Source organism: Pseudomonas sp. DE0010, assembly GCF_007680745.1.
Classification (GTDB): domain Bacteria; phylum Pseudomonadota; class Gammaproteobacteria; order Pseudomonadales; family Pseudomonadaceae; genus Aquipseudomonas; species Aquipseudomonas parafulva_B.
The window spans coordinates 1-19,410 of record NZ_VEJQ01000026.1 but is presented as its reverse complement, the minus strand read 5'-3'; the positions used below and the strand labels follow the sequence as shown (position 1 = coordinate 19,410).

Sequence of the window (19,410 nt, the reverse complement as noted above, 5' to 3'; positions counted from 1 at the left end):
CTGGGCGCAGCCAAAGGCCCTGACCGATGTGCAGCATATAGATAGCACCGAGTGCCGTGGCACGCTTGGAACATTGTGGAAAGAACCCACAAGGAGCTCCACGCATGTCCTCTGCCCTCCCCCCTCCACCTGCACATGACCTCAATCGTGCCATCGCCCTGCGCTTTGCACGCCGCCCCACCTTGCGCCAGGTGGTAGGCGAGCAACTGATGAACCTGATCATCGCGCATTACCCCAAGGTGGCTGTTCACCGCCCCGACATGAAGTGTGCCGAACCGTTGAAATTTCTTCGCTGGCACGTTGACAGCTACTGGACAGTCACCCCGCTGGTCGACGTTGTGCTGCAACGCTTTCTTGATGGCGAGCCGGTGGATTTTTCCAGCCAGGACCGCTTCAGCCTCAAACCACCGCTTCGCTTTTTTGCCATCCCCGATGCCTTCGAAACAGCCGATGATGACCTTGTCGATCCTGGCACGCTAAACGATGCATTCAATGCATTTCTGCCGACCCTTCCTGCGTGCTTTGAACAGGCTCAGATCGATTACTGGAATGCAGGCTATGGCAACGATCACGATACCTGGGTTCAACAGGTGCTTCGTGCCGGTCTTCTGAGTAGCTTGACCGATCAAACGTTAACCGCCGATGAACACCGCTGCTTGCAGGATTTGCTGCTCGAACGCACCGAGGGTTTGGCCGTGCATACCGTATGCATGCATTGGCGCCTGGGCGAAGACAGCACCCGTGAATTGCTACCTGGGCTGCTGGTGAGCGCCAGTAGCGAAGTGGCCAACGTGACACTCTGGTGCACGTCCGCGGGCGCTGTGAAAGGTTTCCCTTCGCTAGACGCCTTTGGCACCTACTTGCAGACGCAGTACAGGCCGACGCAGACCGACGACGGTTTTTCGTGGGCGCTGTACGAAGCTGACGGTGCCGCGTTTGCCTTGTTGTCCGGCGTACTGCTTGAAATCCTGTTGTCGCGGTTGAACCGCGTACGGTTGAGCGATCTGAATACGGTGGATGAGTTGGTGTCTGCCTACCAGGCCGTGGTCGACCCCTCGCCGTTCTTCGCCCAATGGGCCGATCTGCCCACTCAAAAGCTGGCCATAGAGCTGCCTGAGAAGTTGTTGAACGCCGGCTTCAATGGGCAGAGCCGCTATCTCCAGGCGCTGATAGATGTTGCCGTGCTGCAGGCCTCCCAGGCAAATGCTCAGCCCCTGACAGAACCGGATGACCTGCAAACCTATGCGCGGCGCACGTTGCGTGAACAGATGCTGGCCGATCATCCTGCAGACGGCGCCTTCGACGCGGATGACCTGATTCTTACCGTCAATACCTATGCCAATGACGGCCATGGGCTGGGTTTCGGGCAGCTGATAGAAAGCAAGACACTGACGTTGACCGAGTACGCCATCGGTCGCCTTGAAGCAACGGGTGCAAGCCCTGTGGCAGCAGTAGCCCATCGCACTCATGAAGAGATCCCTGCCTGGCTTGACCCCGAGTACTTGCGCCAATTGGTTGCCACTGTTGACATAGGCGGCAACTATCCGCGCTACCTCGATGGCTTGCTTGGGGATGAACAGTACAAAGCCACGCACCTCAACGCCTTTGTGGCGCAATGGCGGATGGGCCTGATGCTCGATGCCGCCTACGCGCTTTGTATTGGGCATATTGACCCACGCAGCTATGCGGCGGTGGCCAGCTTCTGCCGTGTACCAGCCAGCAATGAGCAAGCGTTGGCCATCGCGCCCCTGGCCTTCAAGCGCTCGCCCGAGTCGCAGTGGATCGACAAGGCGCACGGTTTCTTCGTCATCCAAGTGGCCGATAGCGGCGAGCTGTTGCTGTATTGCCCGATGTACAAGGGTGCGCTCAAACAATTCAAGAACCGGCAAGCTCTCATGCAGGAGATCGCCCAGCCCGGCCGCGTGCAGGAAGGCGTGCTGGCATGGCTCGACCAAACGCACCGCGCCGTGTACGACAACGGTGGGTTCAAGGAGCCTCACCTGCCGCACTGGGTGTTCGACCCATACGCTCCCCTGGACAAACCAGCCCCTGTCGAGCTCGCCCTGACGTTCTGGACGCATGACATCGATGCGAACCTGTTCGAGGCCAAGCGCTCGATGCTGCTCGAACTGGCCGACCGCAGTGCCATGAGTAACAGCGAGGTACGCTGGCAGTCCATCAAGACGTTCGCCTGGCAGTTGCTGAACATCGCCGCCCCCGTTCTACCGGGGCCGATCTCTTCGATTGCCTTGCTGTACATCGGTATGACTGCGGTAGCCGAAGATCTGAAATTGCTGCTTGAAGGCAGCGCTACGGATCGAACCCAAGCTGTGGTGGATCTGCTCAACAACACACTGATGGTGCTGATCCATGCACAGCTACCCAAAACCGAGCCGCCACATACCGGGGCAACTGCGCTGGCGGTCGATGCAGCTTCGGTCCGACTGGGCGGCGATACCGATCCGTTGCCGCTGCCTGAGCCGGGCAGTGTGTCCACTGTCGAGGCAATGCAGGCCCAAGCGACCACACAACTCGATTTTTCGTGGCGGGGCGCCCAGGGTTTCAACGCGCTGTCCGGGGCTCAACGCACGCGATTGCAAGCCATGGCGGCCTCGGTAAGCCTGGAGGGCCAATCGGCGATCGGACGAGGGCCGCTCGCAGGGTTGTATGAACTTGAGCATGGGCTCTATGTGCGGCTGCAAGGACAAGTTTACGCGGTCGAGTCTGCCGATGGGTTTACCCGCATCGTCGGGCCGAATGGCAGCCAGGGGCCACTGATCAGGCGTGATGAGCAAGGTTGGCGTATCGACACCCGACTGCGAGGCGGCGGCGACCGACCCGGCTCAAGCACCCGGCAGCGATTGCGCGAGCGCTTGGTAACACGGATCCAGACGGCGCAGCAGGCGGTCGAACAAAGTCTCGACAACGCTGATAGACGCACCGCTGAATATGAAAGCCTGCGCCAACGCATCGAGGCTGCTCGTGCACAATGGCTGAAAGTGGAGGAGCGGCTCAAGCAACCGCCCCCGCTGGATCCTGAACAGCGTGCTCAGTTCGAGCGGGCGACCAGCCTGTTTGCCAAACGGCAAACGGAGCTGCTGGTCCAGATAAAAGACCTGCGTCGCCAGCGTATCGAATCCGCTGTAGGCATTTTCCAGAACTACCTTGAGGCCGAGCGCAACATGGTTGCGCTGCTTGATGACCGTAGCTATATGGCAGGCACCCGCTATGCACCAGAACAGCGGCGAGCGTTGGCAGATGTAAGGCGCAATTTGATTGGTTATGCGCAGTTCATCATCGAAGAGCAGCTGTATACCGGCAGGTTCGCCGAGTACGATCGACTGACCACGGCGCTCAATGACGCCTTGCCGCAAGAGCGGCAAGCTGCGTATGAGCAGTACCGTGAAGTACTTGAAAGCATCGTTATCGACCAGCCTTTAATTATCGAATACACAGCGGCGCTTGATCGGCTGCTTGCCGTTACCGATCTGGACATGACGGCACCGAGCATTCAAAAAACGGACAGGACCGTTGCCCAGATCATCGAAACCCGCACCACTACCACGGTAAACATACGGTTCTTCCAGGCCATGGGTTTGGTTGAGCTGGCGCTGCGCTTTGAAGCTTTGCAAGACTATTCGCACTATGCGGTGTTCAGGGCTGCACTCGCTGGGGAGCGCCTGCGGGTGGCCGCTAATTCTCACCACCTGTCCATGTTCGCCGATCTGCAGACTGCTCAGCGTATCGACATTCTGCAGAGTGCCTGGGATGAATATTCGGCGGCCATCCTCAACAGTAAGCGCATTGCCCAACTGGGCAGCGAACTTGTGGATATCGAGCGCCTGGAGGCGTATCGGCAACAAATAGTCGAGCTCAAGACCATGGCGGGCGACGCGCTGGTTACCGCATTGCGGGAGCAGGCTATTGGCCAGCAACACTCCACCACCCGTCCGGTATATCCCCGGCAGGCGTTACAAGTGGCCACAACAGCAAACGGCCAGACAGTGATCGGTTCGGAGTCGATCGTAGAGGGGCAGCCTGTGCTGCAAGTTCGCGGGACCTTCAGCAAGACTGTACTGCATACCTTTACCCAGGAAAGTGGCACGTGGGTCGAAAAACTGCCTGCTGCTGGCACCTCATCACCACCCAGAGCGCCTACACCGGAGAGCGAGCGTCAGGAACAAGCGCTGGCTGAAGGCATGCTTGCTCAGAATCAGAACGTACTTGCCAACGCGCGCAAGCTGGTTGAAGAAGATGTCGATAGCCATTCATTGACGTCGATGCTCGATGCCCAGATCGAGGAAGTGCAGACACTGCGGGATCAGCTCGCCGACAGCGAAGCTGAACCTGAACTGCTGCAACGCCTGGACGATGCCTTGGTGGCCTTGCGCGATGGGAAACGTGAAGTGCTGGTCAAACTGCACAGCACCACACGCTTTCCCAGCGCAGAAGGCTTGCACTACTTGCACAAGCAAGGGCTGTTACGTGTGACCTATCAGGGGCCGCGGCAGCCACTGGCCGAAGGTTATCTTGATGAATACCGCATCGATGTGCTCGAAGCGCCGGGCAGCGAGCGCGGCAAGCCGCTGTGGGCCGCGCACTTTCATTTCAATGATGCGGGTGCCGCGCCGACGGCGTTCGGCAAAGGTCACCTGAAACTGTGGCCGCAGCGCAAGCTGGGTTACCGGGAACAGGTCAGAAGCGCTGCCAGGGGCGAGGAGTTACGTATCCACCGCGGCAACCTGACCTACGCTCAGGCACGAGGGGTGATCCCTTTCAACTGACCAGTCGTCGGCGTGCCTTGAGGGCTGCGAGCAATCGGGGCTAGCGCGCAGCCGGTTCGGCGCCCCGGCAAGGCCGCTCAGCGGTCGGTGGATGCTGCTGAGCCGGAGAGCCTTGATAGGCTCGACGTTCTGCTAAACCCGCAAATGCTTGACGAAATTGCAAGGCCGATGCCGGGCGTCGAGCTGTTCGGCAAGGATACCTTCCCAGGCAGTACGACAGGCCCCGGTAGAGCCTGGCAAACAACAGACCAGCGTACGATTGCTCAGCCCTGCCAAGGCGCGGCTGTGCACGGTCGAGGCGCCGACATCCAGAATGGACAGTGCACGGAACAACTCGCCGAACCCGTCCACGCGCCGTTCGAGCAGGCATTCGACCGCCTCCGGGGTGCTGTCCCTGCCACTAAAGCCTGTGCCACCGGTGATCAACACCACTTGCACCTGCTCGTCGGCAATCCAGGTCGCCACCTGGGCGCGTATCTTGTAGACGTCATCCTTGAGCAGAACCCGTGCAATCAGGCGGTGCCCCATGTCCACCGAGCGACTCGCCAGCAGTGCACCTGAGGTATCGTTGTCGACAGTGCGGGTATCGCTGACGGTCAAGACAGCGATGTTGAGCGGCACGAAAACCGCATCGGGTTGAACACGCACAGCACAGCTCCTTGCAATAGGGTTGCGGCCACGCTAGTAACACGCACTGCCAGCGTCCAATCGATAGCGCAAACGGCTCGATCAATGGCATCTATCGCCACGGTACGTTACTGTCGACGCTACCCTTTAGCAGGCACAGGCATGGATATCAAGCAACTGAAGTTTCTCATCGCCCTGGACCAGACTCGCCACTTTGGCCAGGCGGCTGCGTTGTGCCACATCACCCAGCCCACGCTGTCCATGCGCCTGCGCAACCTGGAAGACGAACTGGACCTGGTGCTGGTCAAGCGCGGTCAGCGATTCGAAGGGTTCACCGAGGCGGGCGAACGCATTCTGGCCTGGGCGCGGACCCTGCTGGCCGCCCATGACGGTTTGCACGCCGAAGCTGCCCATTGCCGCGGCCAGGTGGTCGGGAGCCTGCGCCTGGGCACGGTGCCGCTGGCCAGTTTCAACCCGATGCAACTGCTGTTGCCATTGCGGGCCAAGTACCCGGGCCTGCACTTCGAGCTCAGTTCGCTAAGCTCCGAACAGGTGATCGACGGCCTGAGCCGTAACCAACTGGACTTGGGCATCTGCTACCTGGACCAGGTCAACACGCAGTTTTTCGACGTCATCGAGCTGGGTACCACTACCATGGGCCTGCTGCACGATACCCGGCATTTTCAGTTCGAGGTCCAAAGCCTGCGCTGGGATCAACTGGGCGATACGCCGCTGGGCCTGTTGAGCAAGGGGATGCACTACCGGCAGTCGCTGGACTTGAGCTTTCGCAGCCGCGGCCTGGAACCGAACGCTGTACTGGAAAGCGACTCCAGCTTCCAGCTGATCCAGGCCATCACCACGGGCCTGTGCTGCGCCATCATGCCGCTGGGCTGCGGCCTGGAAGGCCTTAGCGAGCACCTGCGCATCGTGCCGGTCACCGATGCTGCCATCCACAGCCAGGTGGGCCTGCTACTGCGCCGCAGCGAGCCCCGCTCGGCAATTGCCGAGCAGTGCTTCGCCGAGGCGCAGGCGGTATTGCAAAATACCTAGGCTCATCAGCGCAGATCTTAGCGGGATGATCTAGACAACGGCGTTTACAACGCCCGCCGTAGGTGCGCGAACGTAGAAGGCCTACCAAAACTGACAGTATTAGAGGGTCGACCTCGCCGTATAAGCTGTGCCTGAATGCCATTTACGTACAATGGCTCGAGCCAGTTATTCTTGAAATGGGCTAGGTGCACATGCATACGCACTTTGAAATTAATTTACGACGTGTAGCATACCTGCCTTGGGGCTTCGGCAATGTTGGTTCGAACGTAGGTTTCGTAGGTCAATTTTATGACCACGGGGCATGCATTTACCCGCTCGGAAATGGAGTAAGAAGCTTTAGTCCTAGGCTAATGCGATTTTTGTCAGTGGATGCACTGACCCCGTTTGATCAAGGTGGACTTAATGGTTACGCCTATTGCAAAGGCGACCCTGTCAATATGCACGATCCATCGGGACGAGCCCCTACGGTCCTGACCGTTCTCAATGGTCGTCTAAGACCTCCACGAACAGTTCACCGACCTCCACGAACAGTTCAGCGCATTTCGGATCACCGCCTTGGGCAGCTTGCCGGCCATACGGTCGCTCGGAAGCACAAGCTGACGGAGGCAGCATTGCATCGAGCTGAAGCAGCTCGTCTTCGCGAAGCTGCGGTCCATCTTCTGTCGCAAAGCACCCGAGCGCCGACGCCCCGCCTCAAGCTGGAGTGGCGAGCCCAGGCTTCACAGCTAAAAAAGGATGCTAAAAGCGCAAAGATGCGCGCAGTTGAAGCCCAAGCGCTGAGTGCGTTTCACAACAGGAAAGCCATTGAATTGGCGCAGGCGTTGGAATTGCTTGAGAATCTAGAACCCCACCCTGCTCATCTACAGCCACTGCTTGCGCCTGGTATGCCGTCTGAACTCCATCTTGCCAGTAATACGATCAGAACTGAGGTTTGAAGCGGTGCCGTGTCTGATCAACTCGCACTGGTAGATCGAAATAAAGAGGGGGGGCTGCAGGTGCAGCCCTCCTCGTTCAACGATACCGTTCAAGCCAGTGTGCATAGGGCGCTGGCAAGGTCCATGCAGCTTTCTCCACCCCCAGCTCCTTGGCCGCGAAATAAGCCCAGTGCGGGTCAGCCAGATGCGCACGCCCGACCGAGACCAGGTCCAGCTGCTCGGCACGCACGGCCGCTTCTGCCAATTCCGGTTTGCCAAAGCCCCATGCCGAGGTGACGGGGATACCCGCTTCGCGGCGCACGCGCTCGGCAATCGGGCCCATGAAGGCAGGGCCCCATGGAATGTTGGTGTCGGGAATAGTGAAGCCCACGCTTACGCTGAGCAGGTCCAGGCCACCCGCCTTGAAGCGCCGCGCCAGCTCGATCGACTCTTCCAGGGTTTGCTCGTCACGACCATCGTATTCCAGCACCCCGAAGCGAGCGGTCAGCGGCAGGTGCTCAGGCCACACTTCGCGTACCGCTGCCAGGGTTTCGAGCAGGAACCGGCTGCGGTTCTCGAAGCTGCCACCGTAGGCATCGGTGCGCTGGTTGGAGTGCTCGGAGAAGAAGCTCTGGCCCAGGTAACCGTGGGCAAAGTGCAGCTCGATCCACTCAAAGCCGGCGTCGCGTGCGCGGCGCGCTGCATCGACGAAGTCCTGCTTGACCCGAGCGATGTCGTCCAGGGTCATGGCGCGCGGCACCTTGGGCAGGTTGGCACCGAAGGCGATGGCCGACGGGGCGATGGTTTCCCAGCCGCGCGGATCATCGACCGCGATGTGATCATCGCCTTCCCATGGGCGGTTGGCGCTGGCCTTGCGACCGGCGTGGGCGATCTGGATGCCTGGCACGGAGCCCGCCGCCTTGATCGCCTGCACCACAGGCACGAACGCCTGGGCGTGGGCATCGCTCCAGATACCGGCGCAGCCTGGGGTGATGCGGCCTTCGGGCGAGACCGCCGTAGCCTCGACCACCAACAGACCGGCGCCGCCCCGGGCCATGCCAGCCAGGTGCACGTGGTGCCAGTCGTTGATCATGCCGTCTTCAGCGCGGTATTGGCACATCGGCGGGATGGCGATGCGGTTGCGCAGGGTGACGTCTTTGAGGGTGTAGGGTTCGAACAGGGCTGCCATGGAACACTCCAGGATCATTGAATACTGTAGTTCGATCATAATCGAACTATGGCAATAATGAAAAGCCCCGGTATCATGCAGACCATGCGAGCCTACAAACATCCCAATCCTGATGACCTTATTCTCGAACGCGTGCTGTACGCCTTGAGCGACCCAGTGCGCCTGGGCATCGTCCGCCATCTTGCCGGGGTGACCGAGGCCAGCTGCGGCGAACTGGACGGTGGGCGGCCCAAGTCGAGCATGTCCCACCATTTTCGTGTGTTGAGGGACGCTGGGCTGGTACACACCCGCAATGTGGGCACCACGCACATGAACTCACTGCGCAGCGAAATGCTCGGCGAGCGTTTTCCAGGGTTGCTGGACTGCATTTTGCGGCAGGCCTGAGTGACCTACGCCCTGCCCAGGTTTCCCTAAGCGATCGCCTCGCGCACCATCAAGGCTGCCGAGTGCCTGCGCGGGCGCGATCTTGCCCAAGCCCTGCCTAACCGTACAAAAAAAGCCACGAGGTCACCCCCGTGGCTTTCGATTACGTCAGGGCCGTGAGTTACAGGGCCATGTCGTTCTCGGGCTTGCTTTCAACCGGCTGGCTTGGCGCAACGACGCTGGTGCCGACGCTCTCGTCGATGACCGGCGGCTTGGCCAGCTGCAGCACTTCGGCCGTGTAGTTCCACTCTTTCTGCGTAGCGGCAGCCGAGTCGTTCAGCTTGGTGCCGTAGCTCGGGATGATTTCCTTGATCTTGGCCTGCCACTCTGGGGTAGCGACCTTCTCCTTGAACACGGTTTCCAGCACGTTCAGCATGATCGGCGCAGCGGTCGATGCACCTGGCGAGGCGCCCAACAGACCGGCGATGGTGCGATCCTGGGAAGCCACCACTTCGGTGCCCAGCTTCAGCACGCCGCCCTTCTCTTCGTCACGCTTGATGATCTGCACGCGCTGACCGGCCTGCCACAGTTTCCAGTCTTCCTTCTTGGCATTCGGGAAATAGGTGCGCAGGGCGTCGAAACGGTCGTCGTCAGACAGCATCAGCTGGCCTGCGAGGTATTCCACCAGTGGGTACTGGTCGATGCCCACGCGGGTCATTGGCCACAGGTTGTGGGTGGTGGTGCTGCTGAGCAGGTCCAGGTACGAGCCGTTCTTCAGGAACTTGGTCGAGAAGGTCGCGAATGGGCCAAACAGAATCACACGCTTGCCGTCGAGCACGCGGGTGTCCAGGTGGGGTACCGACATGGGCGGCGCACCGGTGGAAGCGATGCCGTAGGCCTTGGCCATGTGCTGCATGGCAACGGTTGGGTTCTCGGTCACCAGGAACGAGCCACCCACAGGGAAGCCTGCATATTCCTTGGCTTCCGGAATACCGGACTTCTGCAGCAGCTTCAACGCGCCGCCACCGGCCCCGATGAACAGGAACTTGGCATCGGTAGCCGACTTGCTACCGTCCTTCAGGTTCTTGTACTCGACGTGCCAGGAGCCGTCCTTGTTGCGGCTGATGTCCTGCACTTCGCTGGACAGCTTCAGGTCGAAGCCTTGCTGGGTCTGCAGGTGACCGACGAACTGGCGGGTGATTTCGCCGAAGTTCACGTCGGTGCCGATTGGCGTCCAGGTGACGGCCAGCTTCTGGGCTGGGTCACGACCTTCCATCATCAGCGGGACCCACTTGGCGATCTGCGCGTGATCCTCGGAGTACTGCATGGGGCGGAACAGCGGGCTTGCCTGCAGCGCTTCATAGCGCTTCTTCAGGAACTTGATGTTGTCGTCGCCCCATACGAAGCTCATGTGCGGCGTGGTGTTGATGAACGCGCGCGGGTTCTTCAACACGCCCTGGCGTACCTGCCAGGACCAGAACTGACGGGAAATCTGGAAGGCTTCGTTGATTTCGATGGCCTTGGAGATATTGATGTTGCCGTCTTTGTCTTCGGGGGTGTAGTTAAGCTCGGCCAGCGCGGAGTGACCGGTACCGGCGTTGTTCCAGCCGTTGGAGCTTTCTTCGGCCACGCCGTCCAGGCGCTCGACCATCTCCATCGACCAGCTTGGCTCCAGCTCGTGCAGCCAGACGGCCAGGGTGGAGCTCATGATGCCGCCGCCGACCAACAGTACGTCGACTTTCTTGGTTTCTGCGGCGTGTGCGTGCATGACAGTTGTAGCGACAGCCAGACCCAGCAAGGTCTTGCCAGCTTTCTTGAACATTGATCAATTCCAGTCAGGAGAACGGAGGTGGGCCTGTGGCTGACCCAGGTAACGCGTGTTCTTCAGCGCAGGCTTGTTATTGATCATTGTTCAGCAGCCAGAGAACCGGAAAACGAATCAGGCTTTTGTCGCATTGACCTACATCACTGAATCGTTTTTCCGATTGTAACCGAAATGCCAGCACAAACAAATTGTGCGGCCAAGCGCAAGACGACAGGTTGTCTCAGGCTGACGGCGCTTCAGGCATTGATCGACTCGAAGGCGTGCATCGGCGCTGTCTTGGGGTAGAACTGAGGAAACTCCTCCTCCACGATCCATGGCTCTTTCATCACCAGGTACACATCGAGGTATTCGGAATACCCTTCCCAGATGTGCAGGTCGTTCGTCTCGGCCACGGCCCGCGACAGCACGCCCATGCCGCCAAAGCTCTTGATCATCGACACGCTGACGATCTCGCTGCCGGAATGGAACACGGTAGCAGCCTCGAGCCCGCCGCCCTGATGGTTGGCGAAACGCGAGAAAATGGAGGCGTACGGGCATTCGGGCAACGGCTTGATGACCACCGAAGGGGCGGTGTCGGCACTGACCGAGCAGGCCACCACCTCGATGCGCAGGCCCTTGAGCGATACCGAGTAGAACCCCTCAGGCATGCTGTCGCCCAGGATCACCACCATGTCGGCTTCGCCCTTGGCCAGCTTGGTGAGGTTGTCGGGGGATTCGGAGCAGCTGAAGATGGGGCTGCACCCGGACAGATTGCTGGCCACACCGGCCATGATCTGCTGGTTGATTTCCATCGACAGGGTGCTGTTCAGGGCGACCCGCAAGGGCTGGCTCTGGCGCTCGCGCAGCTGTTTGATTTTCAGTTGCATGCGCTCGGAGCAGCGCACGATCTCCAGCACATGGGGCAGGATCCCGACCCCTTCCTGCGTCAACGACACGCCTTTGTTGGTGCGGTCAAAGAGCTTGAAGCCGCAATGGTCCTCCAGCTTTTTCAACTGCGCCGCCAGCGCCTGCACCGTGACGTGGACCTGCTCGGCGGCATCGGTGATCGACCCCGTCCTCGCGACATTGGCGATGTTTCGCAGCACCTTGATATCCATTCGACACCCCTCCCAAGACGTGCTCAAGCCCGCATGCAACAAGGCCTGGAAGGATAACGCACAACCGCCGCCGCTGTCTGCTCAGTACGTCGGCTGGCAACAAGCGACGGTTGAGGCACCTCAAAAAAAAGTGAAGTTTCTGCCATCATTTCGCCTGCTAGATTGGCGCCCAGATTTCAACGGGAAGAGATGCCAATGCTTACACTCAAACGGAATATTGATGACGCACTGCGCCGGAACAAGACAGTCAACGTGCTGGGCAACGACTTTGCACTCAACGGCGGTTTTGGCCATTTCGTGGCGTTTTCCAAGAGCTGGGAAACCATGGGCGTGGACAAGTACTACGGCCAGGCCGACAAGGGCACCCGCTATCGCCGCTACAGCGATTTCGACTTCAACCCGGCGACCGGCGAGCTGCAGCAGCTCGAACACCGTGCCTATGAACAGTCCGAGGCCCATAACCAGTATGTGGGCGGCATGCGGCGCCACTTTGACGATGTGTCCAGCGATGTCTTCAACTCACCGGTGCTGCGCGCCCTGATCAAGCTGGACTTCGACGTGTACAAGGCCGTGCTCCCCGAAGAGCTGCACACCGTGCCTTGGCAGTGCCAGGTTCACCAGATCCGCATCGAGGTCAAACCCGGCGAGCAAATCGAAATCACGCCCGAAGGCATCCATTGCGACGGCTACCCTTTCAGCGGCGTGCACTTCTGGGGCCGCCACAACATCGAAGGCGCCACCAGCAAGGTCTACGACAAGCAGTCGAACGTGATTGACTCAGGCACCTATCAGGAAATTCTCGACACCACCTATTTCCTCGACCGCGAGCTGCAGCACTACGTGACCCCGGCCACCAACCCCAGCGAATCGGAAATGGGCTATCGGCAGATCATCGCCATCTCCTTCTCCCGGCCGGGGACTGAACATGACATTGTCAAATAGCCTTGAGCAGGCAACGCGCAGCGTTGCCGTGCCCGACCGCATGAACGGCCTGACCATCAAGAAGGCCACGCCGTTTCATGCCACGCGCCTGGTCAATTTCCTCAAGCGGTTCGACGAGATTGCGTTCTGCGACTGGCAGAACGAGGACCTGCTCAAGGGCCTGCTGAGCCATGACAACACGTTCTGCTACCTGGCGGAAAACCACAGCGGGGCGATCATCGGTGCCGTGGCCGGAGGGTCGATGGGTACGCGCGGTACCATCAACCACCTGGCCGTGTCGCCAGACTATCGCCACAGCCGCATCGGCACGTCGTTGACCACCTCGATCCTCAACGACTTCCGTCAGCATGGCATCCGCCGGGTGTTTCTGTTCATCGACCAGGACAATGCGTCGGCGGTGCGCTTCTGGAACCGGCAGGGCTTCAGCCAGACGCGCGGCGAGATCACCTGCGAGGTCGATCTATGACAGACCTCGCCTTGCACCCGGTCTCGCGCAGGGAAAGCTTCGTCGATGCCTTGCCGGTGATCACCGGCTACTTCGTGGTGAGCTTCGTGTTTGGCGTGATGTGCATCAATGCCGGGCTGCCCTTGTGGCTCCCGGTGGCGATGTGCGTGTTCGTCTACGCAGGCGCCGCGCAGTTTGCGGCGCTGGCGTTGATCACCTCCGGTGCGCCGTTGCTGACCATCGCGTTGTCGACGCTGCTGATCAATTCGCGGCACATGCTCATGGCCATGTACATGGCCAAGCAGAGCGATGGGCTGGGCATCTCCCGGTCGCAAAAGCTGATGTATGCCTTTGGCCTGACCGACGAATCGTTCGCCTTGCACAGCCAACGGCTACAAGCCGGCAAGTACACCCCGCCTGGCTATCTGCTGCAGTTCAACACCTGGTGCCATGCCAGCTGGATTGCCGGCGCCCTGCTCGGCGCCGTGGCCTCCGATGCGCTGAGCCGCTTCTCCGCGTTCAAGCTGGACTACGCGCTGACCGCCATGATGATCTTCGTGCTCGTGTCGCTGTGCAACAGCCGGCCCAAGCTGATCGTTGCCCTGGTGGTGATTGCCGCGACCTGCCTACTCAACGAGCTGTACCCCTCCCCTTTGAATGTGTTCGTGGCTACGGCCGTGGGCTGTGGAGTAGGCCTATGCCTGAAGAAAAATACCTGATCGGCGCGGTGGCCTTGATGATGGCCATCACCTACTTCACCCGGGCCACGCCCCTGCTGTTCCGCATGCAGGGCACGCCCAAGGTGTTCAACGATGTCATCGAGTACCTGCCTGTGGCGATCATCGCCAGTATCACCGTGCCTGCGTTGCTGATGGCCAAGGACGGCTCGCTGATGGCAGTGAACGCCGACATGCTGGCCGCAGTGCCGGTGGTGATCGTGGCCTACTTCACCCGGAGTTTGATTTTCAGCGTGGCGGCAGGCATCGCCGCGCACGTCGCCATCACGCTTGTGGCGTGACGTCGACCTCAATTGCACCTGTGCCTGAGCGCATCGAATCTACAAGGACACCGGCATGAGCCCTGCTCGTAAACACGTGACACTGGAAAACCTGAGCGAGTTTGCCCGCCTCATGCCTAAGGGCTTGCCACAGGAGCAGGTGATCGCGGCACTGGGTGAGCTGTCGCTTGAATGCTCGCTGAACTACCAGCTGAGCAAGACGTTTCTGGCCGACGGCTGGATCGTGGAGTACCGTCACCTGCGCGCCGCAGCCCGGCTGAGCACCATCAACGACCTGCTTTTGTTCGCAACCGCCGGTGGCTTGAGGGTCATCAAGGCCGACGGCACGCAGCAGATGATGAAAAGCGGCGACCAGCTTCTGCTGGCAGCGGACACCCAAGTGACGGTATGGCCGGAGGGCGAGGATGGAAATGCGAGTCTGATTGCATTGTCTGTTGAACTGGATTTGGGGCAGGTGCTTGAGGATGTGGGGGATGAGCGAGTTTGGTAGATGAGTGACGCCGGGGGGTGGGCCGTTATATTGCACTGCACCTCAACAGTCGCGAGTTTACTTGTGTGAGTGGTCTTGCCAGGGCGCTGTAGCAGCCGCAATGGGCCGCAGGGCGGCCCCGGCATGCTTGCGGTTTGCACAAGGCCCGCCCCGACAACGTCCTAGTTCGTCTCCAGCTCATACGCCTTGCTCACGAACAACGCGGCGTACAGGCTCTTGCCTTCCTTGAAGGTGTAGGTTTCCTCGAAGTCGTCCCCGGCCGCCAGCTTCTGCGCAATGGCGCATTCCGAATCGCTGTGCTGCTTGGCCTTGGTGCCAAAGTCGCTGCTCCAGGTTGAAAGCCCTACCTCTTGGCAGAAGTCGGCGAACTTGGCGTTGGGCGTGGTGTGCTGGAAGGCTTCGAATGCCGTGCGCATGGGCTTGAACCCGCTGTAGCTGACCTCATAGCGCTCCACTTTGGCCTTGCGCGCCAGGTCCGACACTGCGCCGCTGAACATGGCCAGGCCAGATGGCGGGCTGAAGGCGGCGACGATCTGGCCGCCCAGGGCTGCCTTGAACTGTTCCTGCACATCATCGAGTTCGGGCATGGATTGCAAGGTGGCCTTGCGCACGATTTCGCCCACCTTCGAACCGTCGTTGCGGTGAGTGACCACGAACGTCATCACGCCCTCGCCATCGCTTGAGCGCTGCAGCGTGAGGTCAAGATCGATCTTGGTCCCGAATTGCCCCGTGCTGTTGACCAGGAAAGCGCCCGTGACCGGCTGGCGCGCCGCCAGGTTCACACCCCAAGGCATCTTCGCCTGGGATGCGCGCCCGTTGGCCGTCAGCTCGGCGCCCGGCTGGATTTCGTCGCTCACATCGGAGACACGGACGATGTCCTGGCCCTGGGCCGCGATATACGGATCGGCCATCTGCATGCCCAGCAACTGGACATGGATCTCGCCATCCTTGCTGTCACCGCTGTGCGACAGTTTCAACGCATCAGCCTTTAGAAAAACGCCGGTCACGTAGCGTGATTCGAGTGCGTTCATCTGGTACTCGGCCCAGTTGCCCAGGCCCTCCTGCATGTCCATGCCACGCATCGAGGCCACTAAGCCGGCCATGCTGCGCATGAACTGTTGCGCGCCGTTGGTCTGCACGGCGGCCACACGGATCTCCGGGTCGGCCACTGTCAGGTTACCGGAAAGTGCCGAGTACGAAATGTCGCCTTCGGATAGCACGTCTTCGAGGAAATAGCGTTCCTTGAAGTCTTCGTAGTAGGCCATGGCTTGCTTCTTGCCACTGCTCGAAACCACGGCATAGGTGACGCCGAGCGCTACCGCCACGACCGCCACACCGCCAATCAACTTCTGCTTTGCGTTCATCTGCTTGATCATGGGTTATGCCTCACTGGACCTGTGCCGACGCGTTGTTCCAGTCGTTCACAAACTGTTGGGAGACTTCGGGCGTCCAGTTGGAGTCGATGCCTGCATTGGGGAATTCCTTGGCCAGCACGGCGCCATAGGACACGCGGTCGGCGCAGCGCTCCTGCTCGCAGGCCTTCGGCTCGCCCACGCTGTAGGCGCGGTAGGTAGGGATGGCGCGACCGTCTTCGAGCGGGTAGTAAGGGGTAGCGTTGGCCACCTGGGCCACGTACCAGCCTTCGGGGTACTGCTGCTCGGCAACCAGGCGCCCTTCGCCTGGGTAGTCGAGGGTGTAGAACTCGCCCTTCTTGCCGGTGACATGCACCATCATCGGCGTCACGTTCTGCGACGACGTAGGGTCCTGCTGCTGCAGCGGCGAAGGGTAACGCACCTTGATGCCGGCCATCTGCGCCAGTGCCTCGGTTTCGCGCCCCTTGAATTCCCCCATGCGCTCCTGCAATTGCTGGTAACGCTCAAGCACACGGGTGTGTTCCCAGGCCAACTGCTGCTGACGATTGCGGGCTTCCCGCACGCGCTGCTTCTCACGCTGCTGCGCCCAGTTGGCGCCGCTGCGCACATCGAAATACAAGCCCTGGCGGCTCATGCCGATGCGGTTGCGCACGATCTTCTGGTCATCGTTGCCCCAGATTCTGTTGGAAATGGCCGACAGGTCCTTGACGATGAGCAGGTCTGCCACGTCGGTGGTGCTCGGCGATGCGTTCTTGATCAGGTCGAAAACCTGCAGCGCAGTCTCCTTGTATTTCACCGGGTCCAGGGCGAAGGCGTCGTCCGGGGTTACGGCGACGTAGTACGGGTCGGCGAGGAAAGGTCCCACAGCGCCGTAGGTAGGCCGGGAGAACGCCAGGTACACCTTCATGTTCCGATCGGGAATTTCGCCCACCAGCAACGCCACCTGGTCCGCTTCGGCCGTGAGGTAGCTGACCGACTTGTCCTTGACCGCCGCCTCGTAACGCTTGCTGAACATCAAGGCACTGGGATGGACGTAGATACGATTCCAGTCGTTGCCGCGGTAGGTGCCTTCGGCTTTCCAGCTGATCTTTTCGAAATTACCTGCACCAAAGCCGGAAGTCGGACAGGGCATGGCCGGCGTGGTGCCAAACGTGAGGGTATCGCCCTCACTGATGATGGTGCTATTGAGCACCCACTTGCAGCCCGCCGCATCGGTGATCTGCATCAGCTTGCTGTTCTTCAGCACCACTGAACGGCCATAGTCCGAGGTGGGCGCAGCCGCGACGGCTGCGCCGGCTACCTTGGGCGCGACGGCAGGTGCTGCCGTCGGTTCAGGTGCGGGCGCTGGGGTTGGCGTGGGGACCGCGGCCGGTTCTGGCTTGTTGGCCGGCGCTGGGGCCTCGACAGGCGCAGGCGTAGCGGCAGGTGCGGATGCCTCTGCTGGTGCTGGTGCAGATGATAGCGCTGGCGTTTGAGCCTGCTGGGGGGCTGGCGCCGTGGCTGCGGCAGGTGCAGCAGCCAGGTTCATCAGGCCCAGGTTGCTGGCAGTGCCAGCGCCGCTGGCATACAGCGTGCCTTTGTCATCGACCGCTTTCCAACTGACCTTGGCCGTGGAGCAGTCCTTGGCGAACACGAACGGCAACTTGTTCAGCAAGCCCGAAAGCATGTCCGGGTTGTCCCAGGCAGGCCGGGTGATGGTCAGCTCGACTTCAGGCTTGCACCAGGTCGCGGCCTCACCGGGCACTTCGACCTTGATATTGTCCTTTTTGGAAAACGCCAGCTCGTGGGCGAAAGCCTGCGGTACCAGACCGCAAGCACCGATCACGGCGAGCGCAAGGGCGTGCTTTTTCATGGAGGTTCTCAAATCAGTTCCCAGGTGCCATTGGCCTGTTTGCAGAAGGTGTTCTGTTCCTGTTCGGTCTTGCCTTCCTTGGACTTCAGGCTGACCGTCACGGGGCGGCAAGCCGCTTCGGCAGCGACGGTCTGGGTAGGCAGGTTTTGCAGCGTATCCAGGTCGAAGCCTTGGGTTTCGCTACTGGCCGCCACGTCCAGCTCATCCAGGTTCACCGCCGGGGTAACCCGCTTGGCCACGGCCTGAGCCTTGGGCTCGACGTAGTCCTTGTGCACGTAACCGACCGTCACGCCTTTGCGCCCTACCAGCACCCAGTCGCCCGTTGAACCGACGGCCGTGAATTCGGTGTGGTTCTTCAGGCTGCCGACTTTTTCGCCCTTGGCGTTGGGCGCCGCGCGCACATTGAGGTTATCGCTGGTGGTCACATAGGGTTCGTTGATCAGCTTCATCGACGGAACGGCCTGGATCTTCGGCGCACGCTTGACCTCGACCTGCTTGGTCTTGGTGTATGTCTTGCCCGTCACGATCTGCGCGGTGGCGCCGGAGTGGTCGGACTTCCAGGTCACCGGCTGTGCACTGGCCGTGGCCTGCTGCTGGCTGAGCACTTCCTGGGTGCGCAAGGCCAGGGCCTGCTGGTCTTTTTCATCGAGCATGTTGCCGATGCGGTTACCCACGTAGGCACCGATGCCGCCTGCGATCAAGGCGGCTGCCAGCTTGCCGTTGCCGCTGCCCATGGTCGAACCGATGGCAACGCCCGCCAAGCCGCCGATCACAGTGCCTGCCTGTTCCTTGCTGATGCCAAGCTGGGCGCAGGCGGTGGTCGAGGCGATGGCGACGGCCAAGAGAGAGGCGATGAATTTCTTATGCACGTGGATCACTCCATTTTCCAGTGGACGCACAGCCGTGAACCGCAGCCTTCGGGCAGCAGCGTGGGCGTGGTGTGGTGGGTTTGCAGAGGGGCGCCAGTGGCAGCCGCAGTAGGCGACGCCACGGATGAGCGAACAGTGATGGGTAGGTATAGCGAAGCGCAAAGCATCCAACGAATCCATGTCAGGAAGCGTTCATCGCCCGGCGCGCGTAGTCATTACGGCGTGTTGTCCGGGCGTGAGTGGCGAACAGAAGGCGGCATTGTAGCGCAGGTGGTGAATGGCAGATCAAGACAAAATGTTGCGGAGGGCTGAGCGGCAGGGGATCGCTTTGATCGAAACCTCTATCGCCTATTACCTTAGATCAATCCCCCTTTCTTCTAACCGTTCCGAACACTTTACCCCTGCTCACGCAGTTGCGCCGGGGCAGATTGCGGTCATTGAGTCGCTGTGAATCTACGACCGGCTTCGCCAGGCCGAGCTTGCTTCGCTGATCTGGGGGGTGTCAGAAATTTTGTGTTCGGGCATAACATGAGTAAGAGGTGCATGTATGCCAACCAAAAAGAAACCCCTGC

16 protein-coding genes are annotated in these 19,410 nt (G+C 60.4%); 9 read left to right on the top strand and 7 right to left on the bottom strand.

Annotated elements, in window-relative coordinates; translation table 11 throughout:
- The first annotated feature begins 104 nt into the window (after positions 1-104).
- Positions 105-4,784 carry a BAR domain-containing protein gene (locus FS767_RS18075; protein ID WP_144967179.1) on the top strand — a complete coding sequence of 1,560 codons (4,680 nt, stop codon included), beginning with the start codon at positions 105-107 and terminating at the stop codon, positions 4,782-4,784.
- A gap of 132 nt (positions 4,785-4,916) precedes the next feature.
- Here the strand turns inward: FS767_RS18075 and moaB are convergent, their stop codons facing one another.
- Positions 4,917-5,432, bottom strand: a complete 516-nt coding sequence (gene moaB, locus FS767_RS18070) for a molybdenum cofactor biosynthesis protein B (protein WP_144967177.1) — start codon at positions 5,430-5,432, stop codon at positions 4,917-4,919.
- Between the two features lie 141 nt (positions 5,433-5,573).
- Here moaB and FS767_RS18065 point away from each other — a divergent pair, with 141 nt between their 5' ends.
- Both FS767_RS18065 and FS767_RS23565 read left to right on the top strand, forming a co-directional pair.
- The gene (locus tag FS767_RS18065; protein ID WP_144967175.1) at positions 5,574-6,461 is read left to right on the top strand and encodes a LysR family transcriptional regulator; all 888 of its coding nucleotides are present in this window, start codon (positions 5,574-5,576) and stop codon (positions 6,459-6,461) included.
- 191 nt (positions 6,462-6,652) lie between these two features.
- Positions 6,653-7,396 carry an RHS repeat-associated core domain-containing protein gene (locus FS767_RS23565; protein ID WP_144967172.1) on the top strand — a complete coding sequence of 248 codons (744 nt, stop codon included), beginning with the start codon at positions 6,653-6,655 and terminating at the stop codon, positions 7,394-7,396.
- Positions 7,397-7,472: 76 nt separating this feature from the next.
- Here FS767_RS23565 and xenA read toward each other — a convergent pair whose 3' ends face one another.
- A complete protein-coding gene (gene xenA, locus FS767_RS18055; protein ID WP_027914248.1) occupies positions 7,473-8,564 on the bottom strand; it encodes a xenobiotic reductase XenA in 1,092 nt (363 codons plus the stop codon).
- A 48-nt stretch (positions 8,565-8,612) separates the two neighbouring features.
- On the opposite strand from xenA, the gene FS767_RS18050 reads away from it, so the two are divergent.
- A complete protein-coding gene (locus FS767_RS18050; RefSeq protein ID WP_144967170.1) occupies positions 8,613-8,948 on the top strand; it encodes a helix-turn-helix transcriptional regulator in 336 nt (111 codons plus the stop codon).
- Between the two features lie 160 nt (positions 8,949-9,108).
- Here FS767_RS18050 and mqo read toward each other — a convergent pair whose 3' ends face one another.
- Entirely contained in the window at positions 9,109-10,749 is a 1,641-nt protein-coding gene (mqo, locus tag FS767_RS18045; RefSeq protein ID WP_144967168.1) for a malate dehydrogenase (quinone), read from the bottom strand.
- A 239-nt stretch (positions 10,750-10,988) separates the two neighbouring features.
- On the bottom strand, positions 10,989-11,849 hold the full coding sequence (locus tag FS767_RS18040; protein WP_144967166.1) for a LysR family transcriptional regulator: 861 nt from the start codon (positions 11,847-11,849) through the stop codon (positions 10,989-10,991).
- A gap of 195 nt (positions 11,850-12,044) precedes the next feature.
- On the opposite strand from FS767_RS18040, the gene FS767_RS18035 reads away from it, so the two are divergent.
- Genes FS767_RS18035 through FS767_RS18015 form a run of 5 tightly spaced genes read left to right on the top strand, consistent with a single transcriptional unit; the run spans position 12,045 to position 14,744 of the window.
- Positions 12,045-12,791, top strand: coding sequence for a 2OG-Fe dioxygenase family protein (locus FS767_RS18035; protein ID WP_144967165.1), 747 nt, complete (start codon positions 12,045-12,047; stop codon positions 12,789-12,791).
- Positions 12,775-13,257 carry a GNAT family N-acetyltransferase gene (locus tag FS767_RS18030; RefSeq protein ID WP_144967163.1) on the top strand — a complete coding sequence of 161 codons (483 nt, stop codon included), beginning with the start codon at positions 12,775-12,777 and terminating at the stop codon, positions 13,255-13,257. Before FS767_RS18035 ends, FS767_RS18030 begins: the two co-directional genes overlap by 17 nt.
- A complete protein-coding gene (locus FS767_RS18025) occupies positions 13,254-13,955 on the top strand; it encodes an AzlC family ABC transporter permease (RefSeq protein ID WP_144967160.1) in 702 nt (233 codons plus the stop codon). The genes FS767_RS18030 and FS767_RS18025 overlap by 4 nt, the downstream gene beginning before the upstream one ends.
- Positions 13,934-14,254 carry an AzlD domain-containing protein gene (locus FS767_RS18020; protein WP_023536306.1) on the top strand — a complete coding sequence of 107 codons (321 nt, stop codon included), beginning with the start codon at positions 13,934-13,936 and terminating at the stop codon, positions 14,252-14,254. Before FS767_RS18025 ends, FS767_RS18020 begins: the two co-directional genes overlap by 22 nt.
- Before the next feature lie 55 nt (positions 14,255-14,309).
- The gene (locus FS767_RS18015) at positions 14,310-14,744 is read left to right on the top strand and encodes a hypothetical protein (protein WP_100851046.1); all 435 of its coding nucleotides are present in this window, start codon (positions 14,310-14,312) and stop codon (positions 14,742-14,744) included.
- Positions 14,745-14,905: 161 nt separating this feature from the next.
- On the opposite strand, the gene FS767_RS18010 is transcribed toward FS767_RS18015, so the two are convergent.
- From FS767_RS18010 to FS767_RS18000, 3 genes are read right to left on the bottom strand one after another with little or no spacing between them, the layout of a single operon-like run.
- Complete coding sequence (locus FS767_RS18010; RefSeq protein WP_144967158.1) at positions 14,906-16,120, bottom strand: hypothetical protein; 1,215 nt, start codon at positions 16,118-16,120, stop codon at positions 14,906-14,908.
- Positions 16,121-16,130: 10 nt separating this feature from the next.
- A complete protein-coding gene (locus FS767_RS18005; protein WP_144967157.1) occupies positions 16,131-17,969 on the bottom strand; it encodes a hypothetical protein in 1,839 nt (612 codons plus the stop codon).
- An 8-nt stretch (positions 17,970-17,977) separates the two neighbouring features.
- Complete coding sequence (locus tag FS767_RS18000) at positions 17,978-18,838, bottom strand: SH3 domain-containing protein (RefSeq protein ID WP_058604344.1); 861 nt, start codon at positions 18,836-18,838, stop codon at positions 17,978-17,980.
- Positions 18,839-19,410: the final 572 nt, after the last annotated feature.

What these genes read in the sequence shown, in the direction of transcription:
- FS767_RS18075 (WP_144967179.1), top strand. Translation starts at nt 105, where the DNA reads ATGTCCTCTGCCCTCCCCCCTCCACCTGCACATGACCTCAATCGTGCC.
- FS767_RS18065 (WP_144967175.1), top strand. Translation starts at nt 5,574, where the DNA reads ATGGATATCAAGCAACTGAAGTTTCTCATCGCCCTGGACCAGACTCGC.
- FS767_RS23565 (WP_144967172.1), top strand. Translation starts at nt 6,653, where the DNA reads ATGCATACGCACTTTGAAATTAATTTACGACGTGTAGCATACCTGCCT.
- xenA (WP_027914248.1), bottom strand. Translation starts at nt 8,564, where the DNA reads ATGGCAGCCCTGTTCGAACCCTACACCCTCAAAGACGTCACCCTGCGC.
- FS767_RS18050 (WP_144967170.1), top strand. Translation starts at nt 8,613, where the DNA reads ATGGCAATAATGAAAAGCCCCGGTATCATGCAGACCATGCGAGCCTAC.
- mqo (WP_144967168.1), bottom strand. Translation starts at nt 10,749, where the DNA reads ATGTTCAAGAAAGCTGGCAAGACCTTGCTGGGTCTGGCTGTCGCTACA.
- FS767_RS18040 (WP_144967166.1), bottom strand. Translation starts at nt 11,849, where the DNA reads ATGGATATCAAGGTGCTGCGAAACATCGCCAATGTCGCGAGGACGGGG.
- FS767_RS18035 (WP_144967165.1), top strand. Translation starts at nt 12,045, where the DNA reads ATGCTTACACTCAAACGGAATATTGATGACGCACTGCGCCGGAACAAG.
- FS767_RS18030 (WP_144967163.1), top strand. Translation starts at nt 12,775, where the DNA reads ATGACATTGTCAAATAGCCTTGAGCAGGCAACGCGCAGCGTTGCCGTG.
- FS767_RS18025 (WP_144967160.1), top strand. Translation starts at nt 13,254, where the DNA reads ATGACAGACCTCGCCTTGCACCCGGTCTCGCGCAGGGAAAGCTTCGTC.
- FS767_RS18020 (WP_023536306.1), top strand. Translation starts at nt 13,934, where the DNA reads ATGCCTGAAGAAAAATACCTGATCGGCGCGGTGGCCTTGATGATGGCC.
- FS767_RS18015 (WP_100851046.1), top strand. Translation starts at nt 14,310, where the DNA reads ATGAGCCCTGCTCGTAAACACGTGACACTGGAAAACCTGAGCGAGTTT.
- FS767_RS18010 (WP_144967158.1), bottom strand. Translation starts at nt 16,120, where the DNA reads ATGATCAAGCAGATGAACGCAAAGCAGAAGTTGATTGGCGGTGTGGCG.
- FS767_RS18005 (WP_144967157.1), bottom strand. Translation starts at nt 17,969, where the DNA reads ATGAAAAAGCACGCCCTTGCGCTCGCCGTGATCGGTGCTTGCGGTCTG.